We start from the raw sequence: 12365 nt of genomic DNA, 5'->3' as shown, positions 1-12365 counted from the left end.
CTAGCCCAGGCCGGCGTTGGCGCCCAGCACCGCGAGGGCGGTCATGTTGATGATGCGGCGGACCGTCGCGCTGGACGTCAGGATGTGCACCGGCGCGTTCACGCCCAGCAGGAAGGGCCCCACGGCCACGTTGCCGCCGGCCGCGGTCTTGAGCAGGTTGTAGGCGATGTTGCCCGCGTCCACGTTGGGGCAGACCAGCAGGTTGGCCTCGCCTTTCAGCGTGGAGGACGGCAGGATGCGTAGCCGCAGGGCCTCGTCCAGCGCGCAGTCGCCGTGCATTTCGCCATCGACCTCCAGGTCGGGGGCCTGTTCGCGCAGCAGTTCCAGCGCGCGGCGCATCTTGCCGCCCGAGGCCGAGCTGCCCGAGCCGAAGTTCGAGCGCGACAGCAGCGCGGTCTTGGGGACCAGGTCCAGCCGGCGCATCGCCTCGGCCGCCGCCTGCGTGTATTCGGCGATCTGTTCGGCGCTGGGGTCGTCGTTGACGTGCGTGTCCACCAGCGCGATGGTCCGTTCGTTCAGCAGCAGGATGTTCATCGCGGCGTAGACACCGTGTCCGGGCCGCCGGCCGATGACCTCGTCCACGAAGCGCAGGTGGTCGTGGTAGGCGCCGACGGTACCGCATATCATGCCGTCGGCATCGCCCAGGTGGACCATCATGGCGCCTATGAGCGTCATGCGGCGACGCATCTCCACGCGGGCCATTTCCTTGGTGATGCCGCGGCGGCACATCTTTTCCCAATACGTCGTCCAGTACTGGTGGAAGCGTTCGTCGAACTCGGGGTTGGTCACCTCGACGTCCTGCCCCAGCCGCAGGCGCAGCCCGAATTTCTCGATCCGCGCGAGCAGCACCGCGGGCCGGCCGACGAGGATGGGCCTGGCCAGGCCCTCGTCCACGATTACTTGCACGGCCCGCAGCACGCGTTCGTCCTCGCCCTCGGTGAACACGATGCGTGCCTTGCCGCCGTCGCGCACGAAGCGCTTGGCGTTGGCGAACAGCGGCTTCATGAAGGCGCCGGAGCGGTAGACGAACTGCTGCAGCTGCTCGGCGTACGCGTCCATGTCGGCGATCGGCCGCGTGGCCACGCCGGAGTCCATGGCGGCGCGCGCCACGGCGGGCGCGATGCGAACGATCAGGCGCGGGTCGAAGGGCTTGGGGATCAGGTAGTCGGGGCCGAAGCGCAGGTCGTAGGTGCCGTACGCGGCAGCCACCACCTCGTTCTGTTCTTCCTCGGCCAGGGCGGCGATGGCGTGGACCGCGGCCTTCTCCATCTCGCGCGTGATCGTGGACGCGCCCACGTCCAGCGCGCCCCGGAAGATGTAGGGGAAGCACAGGACGTTGTTGACCTGGTTGGGGAAGTCCGAGCGTCCCGTGGCCATGACCACGTCGTCGCGCACGGCGTGGGCCGCATCGGGCAGGATTTCGGGCGTGGGGTTGGCCAGCGCCAGGATCAACGGCCGGGGGGCCATGGACGCCACCATGCCGGGCTTGAGCACGCCGCCAGCCGACAGTCCGAGGAACACGTCCGCGCCGGCGATGACCTCGGCCAGCGTGCGGGCGTCCGTCCGCTGCGCGAAGGCCGCCTTCTGTTCGTCCATCAGCACCGTGCGCCCTTCGTACACCACGCCTTCGATGTCGGTGACCCAGATGTTCTTGCGCGGCAGGCCCAGGTCCAGCATCAGTTCCAGGCAGGCCAGCGCCGCGGCGCCCGCTCCGGAGGTCACGACCTTGACCTGGGCGATGTCCTTGCCGACCACCTTCAGGCCGTTGATGAACGCGGCGCTGACCGTGATGGCGGTGCCGTGCTGGTCGTCGTGGAAGACCGGGATCGTCATGCGCTCGCGCAGCTTGCGCTCGACGGCGAAGCACTCGGGCGCCTTGATGTCCTCGAGGTTGATGCCGCCGAAGGTCGGACCCAGCGAGGCGATGATGTCCACGAGCTTGTCCGGGTCGGTCTCGTCGATCTCGATGTCGAACACGTCGATGCCGGCGAATTTCTTGAACAGCACGGCCTTGCCTTCCATGACCGGCTTGGAGGCCAGCGGGCCGATGTTGCCCAGGCCCAGCACGGCGGTGCCGTTGGAGATCACGCCCACCAGGTTGCCGCGCGCGGTGTAGCGGAAGGCGTTGGCCGGGTCGGCGACGATTTCCTCGCAGGCGGCGGCGACGCCCGGGGTATAGGCCAGGGCGAGATCGCGCTGCGTGACCAGCGGCTTGGTCGGGTAGACCGACACTTTTCCGGGAACGGGGAACTCGTGATAGTCGAGGGCGGCCTGGCGAATCGTGGTGCTCATCTTCCTGTCCTTCCGTGCCAGCGGGCACAGGGTTGCGTCAAGATCCAGGCATTCTAGGCGGCGGTTATCATTGAAATATTCTGATTGACGATGTATCCATAATGTTTAGCTGATATCTTGGCTGCCGCAGATATGCCGGATTCCGCATTTCCCTCCGATGACGTCGTCCGCCGGCTGGTTTCGCGGCTGAAGATGCGCCACCTGCAACTGATCGTGCAGGTCCACCGGCTCGGCTCCCTGACGCGGGTGGCCGAACTGATGGCGACCAGCCAGCCGGCGGTGACCAACGCCTTGTCGGAACTGGAGTCCATGTTCGGCGTGCCGCTGTTCGTCCGCACGGCGCGGGGCATGGCGCCCACCGACATCGGGCGGGTCGTGGCGGGGCGGGCGCGGGCCATCTTGCAGGACCTGGGGCATCTGGTGCGCGACATGGAAGCGTCCGGCGCGGGCCTGGCCGCCCGCCTGCACGTGGGGGTGACGCCCTTCGTCTCCGGGCGGCTGGTGGCCGAAGCCGTATCCGCCGTCCAGGCGGGGCCGAGGCGGCTGGCCGTGCGTATCCACGACGGCACGAGCGAAAGCCTGCTGCGGGAACTGCGCGATCATGCGCTGGACGTGGTCATCGCGCGGGCGAGCCCCACGCTGGACCTGCAAGGCCTGGTGTTCGAGCCGTTGTACCGCCAGCAGGCCCGACTGATCAGCAACCGGCGCCTGGCGGCGCAACTGGGCCGGGCGCCGCTATCATGGCCGCGGCTGGCCGAACTCGACTGGGTCCTGGGAGAGCCCCGCACCGCGCTGCGCGAGCAGGTCGCCGGCCTGTTCATCCAGGCGGGCGTGACGCCACCCGTGCCTGTCACCGAGGGCTATTCCGCCAAGCTCATCGGCGAGATCATCGCCGCTTCCGAGCGCGCGGTCTCGCTGCTGCCCGCCGACATCGCTGAGGAACTGGTGCACGTGGCGGGCGTGGCCATCGTTCCGTATTCCATCGCCTGGAGCCTGCCGCCCATCGCGGCCATCGTGCGCGAGGACAGCGGCGAGAACGACACGCATGGGCGCTTCCTGGCGGCGGTGCGCCAGGCCAGCGCCGGCATGCGCCGGGACGTGCCGGATCCGGGCCGGCAGACCGAGTTCTGACCGGCGCGGCTAGCGCGCGCCGGCCTGCAGCAGGATGCGTTCGATGGCGGTGAACCCGCGCTGGCGGGCATGCTGCAGCGGGGTGACGCCGTTGCCGTCGGCCAGGTTCACGTCGGCATGCGCATCCACCAGCAGGCGCACGATGTCCGTGTGGCGGGCGCCGCCCGTGCCCAGGATGATGGCTTCGAGCAGCGCGGTCCAGTGCAGGTTGTTGACGTGGTTCACGTCCACGCCCGCCTCGATCAGCGTGCGGACCGTCTCGACGTGGCCGCGCTCGGCGGCGGGGATCAGCGCCGTGCCGCCGTAGCGGTTGGTGCTTTTCAGGTCGGCACCGTGCGCCAGCGTCATTCGCAGGATCTCGTCGTGTCCCCGCGCGCCCGCATACAGATAGGGGCTGTCGTTGATCTTGTCCTTGGCGTTGACGTCGGCGCCCGCTTCGATCAGAGCGCGGGCAGCGTCCACGTTGTTGCGGTGGGTGGCGGCGAGCAGGGGTGTGGCGCCCGCGGCATCGCGCGCTTCGATGTCCGCTCCCTGGCTGATCAGGGCCCGGATCTCGGCGGCGGTTCCGCGTTCGGCGGCGGCGCGCAGCCGGGCATCCAGGCTGGCGCCGTTCGCCGGCGACGAGAGCCAGGCCAGCAGGGCCGCCGCGACCCCGAGATGGATGGATAGGCGCTTCCACAACATGCGCGGGTCTCCTTGGACTGTTGCAGACGTGATGTTAAGAGCGCCGCCGCGGTTTGGAAAATCGTATATGTGAATGGGGCGCAGTGGAAAAAGCTATGGAGCCGCCGCAGGCAGGTGGGCTCGCAGGCGGGTGCCGCCCATGCCCGATTCGACCGCCAGACGCCCACCGATGCGCGCGATGCGCGCCCGCATGCTGCGCAGCCCGATGCCGGCCATCGACCGGTCCGCCAGCTCGACGTCGAATCCCGCGCCGTCGTCTTCGACGCTCAGTTCCAGGGCTCCGTTGCCGGCATCGGCCAGGGTCACGGCGACCGTATTCGCGCGGCTGTGCTTGATCACGTTGGTCAAGGCTTCCTCCAGGAAGCGGGCCAGCGCGAGCAGGCGGGCCGTATCCGGTTCCGCGGGCCATTCCGGGGCGACTCGCCAGACGCACCGGACGCCCTGATCGTCGAAGAGGTCGCCGAAGCGGCGGCGCAACGGCGCGATCCAGTCGGCGGGCGAGGCCGCCGTCGCCGGGACCGCCGCGAAGCTGTGGTCCAGGACCTGTCGCAGGTCGTCCCGCAGGCTTTTCAGGACCGACACGTAGTGCTGCGGCGGCAGCGTGGCGTCGCCCTTTTCCGCCATGACGATGGACCGTACCAGCGAACTGCCCAGGCCGTCGTGGAGGTCGTGGGAAATCCGCAGCCGTTCGCTCAGCCGGGCGTTGGCCACTTCCAGCTCGTGTTGCCGGCCCAGCGTATGGGCGAGTTCCCGCCGGGCTTCCTCGACATGGTCGGCCAGTTCACGATTGAACCGCTCCACGCGCCCGAGGGTGGAGGTGAAGCCCCAGGCCAGGACCAGGGCCATGCCTATCATGATCAGCGGCGCGGTGGCGGCCGTGTAGCCGTGCACGTCGTCGATGATGCGCAGGAAGGCCAGGATGTCGTGGATGGCAGCCACCAGGAAACCCAGCATGCAGGCCGCCAGGAACAGGTGCTCGGGCTGGCGCGTGCGCGCGGCGCGGAACTGGAATTGCACGCAGGTTCCGACGAACACGGCGGCATAGCCCACCGCCACCAGGTAGAACACGGCCTTGGGCTGGGCCGGCCCCAGTGCCAGCAGCGCCGCGCACACCGCTCCCGTGACGGTCCACAGCGCCTTTTCCAGGCGGGGGAAGCGCTGGCCGCCGAACCGCCAGGCGAACATCGAGAAGGCGCTGCAATAGATGGTGAAGACCAGGGTGATCCACGTGGACCAGCCGTGCGTGGTGGCGAACGGCCAGGGGGAGGTGACGGCCGAGTTCAGGCCGAACAGCAGCCAGGCCAGCGACGTCAGCGCATACCATCCGTAGGCCTGCTCGTTGCGCCGCAGGAGCCAGACCATCAGGAAGAAGCAGCCCAGCGTGATCGAAATGATCAGGTTGGCCTGCGGCAGGACGCGCCGCAGCAGCCATTCTCGTTCGTAGCGCGGACGGACCTCGTCGGGCGGGCCGATGTGCACCCCGCCCAGCCCGGAACTGTAGAGGTCGTAGCCCGCCACCCTGATCCACAAGGTGTTGATGCCGGCGCGCAGCGCCGAGGGCGGCAGCAGGGAATAGCGCGGCAGGTTCCAGCTGCGCGTCAGGGGTTCGACCAGGCTGGCGTCTGCCCAGAGCGGGTCGTCGTTGAGCCGTCCCGCGCCCGCCATCGAAAGATATTCGAGGAACAGCGCCACGGGCTGGCCGGGGCAATGCGTCCATTCGACGCGGTACCAGACCGTGCCGTCGTGGCCGGGCCAGCGCGTCGACCAGATGTCGGGCAGGGCGACGGCCTCCCAGCCCGTGGCGGGCGGCGTGTCCGGGGACTCGTTCGCGCGGGCGGCGCTGATGGAGGAAATCGCCGGGCGGCATGCGTCCGCGCGGGCCGTCTCCGGCAGGCACAGCCAGAGCGCCAGGACTACAGCAAGCCAAGCGAACGTGCTTCGTGGATCGCGCGCGTGCGGGACGTGACCGCCAGTTTCCGGTAGATGTTCTTGATGTGGCATGCGGCGGTGTGGGGGGAGACGAACAACTGCTCGGCGATCTCTCGATTGGTGTGGCCCTGGGCGACCAGTTCGAGGATTTCCAGCTCGCGCTTGCTGAGCGTCGCCTCGGCCTGGGCCCGGGGCGGCGACGCGGGGGCAGGCAGCAGCGCCAGCAGGCGCCGGGCGATGAACGGGTCGATGGGCGCGCCGCCCCGCAGCGCGCTGCGCAGGGACATCGCGATTTCCTGGTCGTCGCGTTCCTTGAGGACGTAGCCGGTGGCGCCCAGCTTCAGTGCGGCCAGGATCATGTCTTCGGTGGAGCAGGCCGAGATCACCAGGATCGCGGTCCCATGGCCGCGCGCGTGCAGCGCCTCGATCAGGTCCAGGCCGTTGCCGTCGGGCAGGCCGAGGTCGATCAGCGCGAGCGCGAAGCGGACGTCGCTGTCGAGGTGGAAGCGGGTCTCTGCCAGCGAAGCGCACGAGACCAGCGTGCCGGAGGGGTAGCCGAGCCCGGTCAGGAGACGCAGGATCCGCTGTCGCATCGAGGGCTCGTCTTCGACGACGAGGACCGGTGCGGAAAGGGGAAGATCGGTCATGGTGAAGCGGCGCGGCGTGCCCCGGGCTGCGCGCCGGGGCACGGGCGGTAACACGATGTTGCAGATATGTGGACTGTACCACCACGAAATGAAAACGGCCCCGCCGGCAGGGCCCCGTGGGGACCTTCAGGCGGGGCCGTGCGCGCGGACGCGCGCGGTCAACCGTCCTGCCAGACCTCGGACGGAATCAGCACGCTGCCCTCGAACAGCCGGCGGGCGGTGCGTATCACCGCGGCGCGGCGGATGACCGGCGTGGCGCTGACCAGGTCCACGTCGAGGTCGATGGAGATCGTGCCGGACGGATGCTCGATGCGCACCACGCCTTGCGGCGGTGCGCTGTCCAGGCCCGAGAGCCGGGACGCGATGGTGCCCGGCACGGCGCAGGCCGAGGCCACGCACAAGGCGCCGGTGACGGCGTGCGCGCGGTGGCAGGAATAGGGCACGAAGTAACGCGACGATATCGTGCCGCCGTGCTGCGGTTCGGCCAGCAGCCCGATCTTGGGCACGACCGATCCGCTGACGTCGCCCAGGCCCATCAATTCGCCCGCCTTGCGCCGGATGGCTTCCATCCTGGCGATCAGGGCGGTGTCGGCATCGAGCTCCTCGGCGCTTTCATGGCCGGTCTTGCCCAGTTGCGTCGCCGAGAACAGCACCATGGGCATGGCGACGTCCACGCAGCTGACCTCGATGCCGTCGATCACGTCCAGCGGCCGGCCGGTGGGCAGCAGCTTGCCCGTGATGGAACCGATGGCGCTGCGGAAATTCAGCTTGACCGGGGCGGCGGTGCCGGGCACGCCGTCGATCGCCGCGTCGCCGGAGTAGGTCACCGAGCCGCCCGGCGTCTGTACGATGGCGTGGACTTCGGCCTGGGTGTTGACGTTGAAGATGCGCACCGTCGTCTCGTCGCCCTGCGCCGGCACCAGTCCGGCGTCGATGGCGAACGGGCCGACCGCGCCCAGGATGTTGCCGCAGTTCGGGCGCGTGTCGACCATGCGTTCGTTCACCAGGACCTGGGCGAACAGATAGTCGACGTCTATGCCCGGACGCCGCGAGGGGCTGATGATGGCGACCTTGCTGGTGAACGGCGTGGCGCCGCCGATGCCGTCCACCTGGTAGGAATGCGGCGACCCCATGGCGGCCAGCAGCACCTCGTCGCGCCGCGCCGGATCGGCCGGAAGGTCGGAGGCAAGAAAGAACGGTCCGCGCGAGGTCCCGCCTCGCATCATGACGCACGGTATTTTCGTCTGCATGGTCATTCCACCTGGATCTTGGCATCGGTCACGACGCGTTTCCAGAGGGTCAACTCCTTCTGGATCTGCGCCATCAACTGTTCGGGCTTGCCGACGGCGGGCTCCTCGCCGTTGGCCTTCAACTGCTCCACGGTTTCAGGCAGGGCCAGCGCGATGTTCATTTCCTTGTTCAGCCGTTGCTGGATGTCGGCGGGCAGGCCCTTGGGGGCAATCAGCCCGTACCAGACGATCACTTCATAGCCGGGCACGCCGGCCTCGGCCACGGTGGGGATGGACGGCTCGGCCTGGATGCGCTTGGGCAGCGTCTCGGCCACGACCTTCAGCCGGCCGCTCTTCATGTAGGGAATGGCGGCGCCGGCCGTGCTGAAGAAGACGTCGGTCTGGCCCGCGACGGTGTCGGTCAGGGCTGGAGCCGTGCCGCGATAGGGCACGTGGGTCATCTCGATGCCGGCGGTGCGCTGGAACAGTTCCGTGGCCAGGTGGGAGATGCCGCCCTGGCCGGACGACGCGTAGGTCAGCCCGCCTTTCCTGGTCTTGCCGAGCTGGATCAGGTCGGCCAGGTTGTTGACCGGCAGCGTGGTCGGCACGGAGATCAGGAGCGGGCCGCGCGCGATCATGCCGATGGGCGTGATGTCCTTGATCGGGTCGAACTTGATGGGATAGAGGCTGGGGTTGACCGAATAGCTGTTGGAAATGAGGGTGAGCGTGTAGCCGTCGGGGTCGGCCTTCACGCCGGCTTCCACGCCCAGCTTGCCGCCGGCTCCGGCGCGGTTCTCGATCACCACCGGCTGGCCCAGCGCGTCGCCCAGGCGCCGGCCCAGGGTGCGGGCGATGGCGTCGTTGCCGCCGCCGGGGGCGAAGGGCACGATCAGCTTGATGGGCTTGGTCGGATAGTCGGACGCCTGCGCGGCCTGCCAGGAAGCGGCGGCCAGCGTGCCCACGATCGCGGACAGGAGGGTGCGGCGGAAGGCCTTGAACGCCGAGCCGGCGCGAGGCGTAAGGGGGTACGTCATGGGGGTCTCCGGGGACGGTTCTTGTGTCTGAATGGAGGACTGTCGAGCAAGGTGCGTGCCATGCGGCGGGTGCTATCGCGGATCCCGATCCAAGCCATTGATTCGTATGAGGATTTCCAGGCGCGACCGTCGGGCGGCCGCGCGTCGGAACACTGGTGGTGTTTCAATAATGTAACGCGTTTCTACGAAACGGCGTCACCGTCCGGTGGGGGCATAGACCTCGCCGCGCATCAGCCGGCGCGCGGTGCGCGTGACGGTGGCGCTTTCCACGCGCGGCTGCTGCCCGCCGCCGACGGCGGCGCCCACGGGCAGCGAGCCCGAGGCATGGCCGATGACGATGTCGCGGCCGTCCGTGGGGACGCGGCCCAGTTCGGCGCCCAGGGTGCCGGGCAGGCGCACGCAGGCGGCCAGGCACATCGCGCCCGTCAGCGGCGTTGCCCGGTGCGGCTGGCCCGCCGAGAACATGCGGGCGGTGATGTCCACGTCCTGGGCCCGCAACGAGGCGCCCGACGCAAACGCCACGTTCGCGGGCGGCGACAGCAAGCAGACCAGCGGCAGGTTGCGCAGGCGGGTGCGCGCTTCGTCCTCGGTGGCGAGCCCCATCAGGACGGCGGCCGCGACGCGCAGCTCCTCGCATTGCCGGACCACGTCCGGCCGGGCGTCGATCTGCGCCGCCGACTCCGTGCCGGACAGGCCGAAGTCCGCGGCGCGCGCGAAGACGGTCGGGTTGGAGACGTCGACGCACGAGATCTCGATCGTGCCGACGTCCGGGATCGTCACGGTGTCGCGGGCGGCGCCGGTGGGGAACAGCTTGCCCGTCGTGGCGCCGCCCGGGTCCAGGAAGGACAGCCGGATGGGCGAGCCGGTGCCGGCCACGCCGGGCAGCGCGAAATCGCCGGCGACCGCGGCGCGGCCGTCGCTGAGGGCGAAGTCGGCTACGATGATCTTGCCGGTATTGGTGTTGTGGATGCGGACCGATGCGTGGTCGCCCGATGCCCGCACCAGCCCTTCGTCCACCGCGTAGGGGCCGATGGCCGCCGAGATGTTGCCGCAATTGCCCCGGTACTGGACCAGCGGCGCGTCGATCGCGACCTGGCCGAAGGTGTAGTCCACGTCGGCATCGGCGCGCGAAGGCGCGCCCACCACGGCGATCTTCGACAGCGACGAGATGCCGCCGCCCAGCCCGTCCAGTTGCCGCTTGCCGGGATCGGGGCTGCCCAGCGTGGCGAGGAAGATGCGGTCGCGGGCGTCGCGGCCGGCGGGCAGGTCGCGGTCGTGGAAGACCAGGGCGCGGCTGGTGCCGCCGCGCATGTAGACGGCAGGATAGGCTGCTTGAGGCATCGAAGTCTCCGAGTGGAATGGCCGCTTCTTGCAAGGCGCATGCCAGCGGGCGCGATCGATGGGGGCCGCGGCGCCGCAAGGCGATGGGAGGCGTGTGTTTCACCTGGTGCGTGTTCATGTTTCAATATTGAAAAGGAGTGAACATGAGCATCGCCGCATCCGATGACCGCCGGCCCCTGATCTGGGCCATCAGCGCCCACCGGCTGACCGAGGTCTTCCGCACCGTCAGCCCCGAGCTGGCCGACCGCGCCGCCATCGAGATCATCGACAAAGGCTTCGACGACGCCATCGCCGAGATCGCCCGGCGCAGCGAAAAGCGGGCCTGCGACGTCATCGTCGCGGCGGGCGCCCATGGCGCCTATCTGCGCCAGAACGTCGGCATTCCCGTGGCCTTCGTCAAGGTGGGGGGCTTCGACCTGATGGCGGCGATCTGCAAGGCGCGGCAGTTCTCGGACCGTATCGCCATGGTCATGCACCGGCGCGTGCCGCCCGCGCTGAACCGCTTCGCGACGCTGTTCTCGCTGCCCATGCAGATCCGTGCCTACCAGACCGCCGAGGACGCCCGGCACTGCATCCAGGAACTGGCCGCGGCCGGCATCGAGGTGGTGGTCGGTCCGGGCCTGATCGCCAACCTGGCCGACGAGGCCGGATTGACGGGCATCCTGGTCTATTCGCTGGATTCGGTGCGCGCCGCCTTCGACGACGCGATCGAGATCGCAGCCGCGCAGAAGGCCGAGAAATCGCGCCGCACCCAGCTCGATTCGGTGCTGTATCACCTGAACGACGGCGTCATCGCGGTGGACATGGCCGGCCGCATCGTCGCCGCCAATCCGTCGGTGGACAAGCTGACCGGACGCCGCGTGCGCGAGGCCCTGGGCCAGCCGCTGCGCCAGGTGCTGCCCGACCTCGAGCCGGGGCAGGTCATGACGCGCGGAGCGGGCGAGATCGGGACGGTACAGGAGATGGGCGGCAAGTCGGTCGTGGTCGATCGCGTCCCGCTGCTGGACGAAGGCATGCAGACCGGCGCCATCTTCACGCTGCATGCATCCAGCGAGCTGGAGCGCGCCGTCAGCAAGCTGCGGGCGCATACGCACCGGCGCTCGCGCGTGGCCCGGTACCGGCTGGACGACGTGGTGGCCGAGTCCGCCGCCATGCGCCAGGTGATCGCGCAGTGCCGGGTATTCGCCGAGCACAGCGACGCGGCCGTGCTGATCCACGGCGAAAGCGGCACCGGCAAGGAACTGCTGGCCCAGGGCCTGCACAACGCGAGCCGGCGGCGCCGGCATCCCTTCATCGCCATCAACTGCGGCGCCTTTACCGAGACGCTGCTGGAGAGCGAGCTGTTCGGCTATGACGAGGGCGCCTTCACCGGCGCGCGCAGGCAGGGCAAGCCGGGCCTGTTCGAGTCGGCGAACGAAGGCACGCTGTTCCTGGACGAGATCGGCGAGATGCCGCTGCCGCTGCAGACCCGGCTGCTGCGCGCCTTGCAGGAGAAGGAAATCACGCGCGTGGGCAGCGTCGATACCATTCCGGTGGACGTGCGCATCGTGGCCGCCACCCATCGCGACCTGCTGGCGATGGTCAGGGCGGGCGCCTTCCGCGAGGACTTGTACTACCGCCTGAACATCCTGCAGGTGGTGGTGCCGCCGCTGCGCGACCGGCCCGAGGACATCGAGGCGCTGGCGCGGCGGCTGCTGCCGGCGGCGCTGGGGCGCGCGGGCTTGCAGGAGGCCGTGGCCCCCATGCTGGAGGCGGCGTTGCCGGTGCTCAAGGAAGGCGCATGGCGTGGCAACGTCCGGGAACTGGAAAACGTCTCGGAGCGCCTGACCATGGCCTGCCTGACCGAGGGCCGGCCGCTGTCGCGCCGCGAGGTGCGGGCCATGCTGGCCGACGCGCCGGCCCGGCGCCAGGCGCCCGCGGCGCGCAGCCTGGCGGCGGTGCGCGCCAGCCAGGAGGCCGCCCATGCCCGCGCCGTGCTGGCCGAGTGCGAGGGCAACCACCAGGAAGCCGCGCGGCGGCTGGGCATCAGCCGTACCACGCTGTGGCGCAAGATCAAGGCCGCGCGGGAATAGGGCCGG

The 12365-nt window shown here is 69.5% G+C and carries 9 protein-coding genes; 2 read left to right on the top strand and 7 right to left on the bottom strand.

Features of this window, described 5'->3' with window-relative positions; genetic code table 11:
- Complete coding sequence (locus tag N5K27_RS16250; protein ID WP_087837812.1) at positions 1–2292, bottom strand: NADP-dependent malic enzyme; 2292 nt, start codon at positions 2290–2292, stop codon at positions 1–3.
- 132 nt (positions 2293–2424) lie between these two features.
- Between N5K27_RS16250 and N5K27_RS16245 the strand changes: the two genes are divergently transcribed.
- Complete coding sequence (locus N5K27_RS16245; protein WP_279817546.1) at positions 2425–3423, top strand: LysR substrate-binding domain-containing protein; 999 nt, start codon at positions 2425–2427, stop codon at positions 3421–3423.
- Positions 3424–3432: 9 nt separating this feature from the next.
- On the opposite strand, the gene N5K27_RS16240 is transcribed toward N5K27_RS16245, so the two are convergent.
- The 6 genes from N5K27_RS16240 to N5K27_RS16215 form a co-directional block, all read right to left on the bottom strand.
- Positions 3433–4107: an ankyrin repeat domain-containing protein gene (locus tag N5K27_RS16240; protein WP_087837810.1), complete on the bottom strand. Its 675-nt coding sequence runs from the start codon at positions 4105–4107 to the stop codon at positions 3433–3435.
- A gap of 93 nt (positions 4108–4200) precedes the next feature.
- Entirely contained in the window at positions 4201–6108 is a 1908-nt protein-coding gene (locus N5K27_RS16235) for an ATP-binding protein (protein ID WP_279817544.1), read from the bottom strand.
- Positions 6021–6683, bottom strand: a complete 663-nt coding sequence (locus N5K27_RS16230) for a response regulator transcription factor (protein ID WP_087837808.1) — start codon at positions 6681–6683, stop codon at positions 6021–6023. Before N5K27_RS16230 ends, N5K27_RS16235 begins: the two co-directional genes overlap by 88 nt.
- 158 nt (positions 6684–6841) lie before the next feature.
- The gene (locus N5K27_RS16225; protein ID WP_087837976.1) at positions 6842–7933 is read right to left on the bottom strand and encodes a 4-oxalomesaconate tautomerase; all 1092 of its coding nucleotides are present in this window, start codon (positions 7931–7933) and stop codon (positions 6842–6844) included.
- Positions 7934–7935: 2 nt separating this feature from the next.
- Entirely contained in the window at positions 7936–8946 is a 1011-nt protein-coding gene (locus tag N5K27_RS16220; RefSeq protein WP_279817541.1) for a tripartite tricarboxylate transporter substrate binding protein, read from the bottom strand.
- Between the two features lie 195 nt (positions 8947–9141).
- Complete coding sequence (locus tag N5K27_RS16215; protein WP_279817540.1) at positions 9142–10287, bottom strand: PrpF domain-containing protein; 1146 nt, start codon at positions 10285–10287, stop codon at positions 9142–9144.
- Positions 10288–10430: 143 nt separating this feature from the next.
- On the opposite strand from N5K27_RS16215, the gene prpR reads away from it, so the two are divergent.
- Positions 10431–12359, top strand: coding sequence for a propionate catabolism operon regulatory protein PrpR (gene prpR, locus N5K27_RS16210; RefSeq protein WP_279817539.1), 1929 nt, complete (start codon positions 10431–10433; stop codon positions 12357–12359).
- Positions 12360–12365 lie beyond the last annotated feature (6 nt).

Source organism: Pigmentiphaga sp. GD03639 (assembly GCF_029845405.1).
In the GTDB taxonomy this organism is placed as follows: Bacteria; Pseudomonadota; Gammaproteobacteria; order Burkholderiales; family Burkholderiaceae_B; genus Pigmentiphaga; species Pigmentiphaga daeguensis.
Note: the sequence above shows the minus strand (reverse complement) of the source record. Positions and strands in the feature narration are given on the sequence as shown.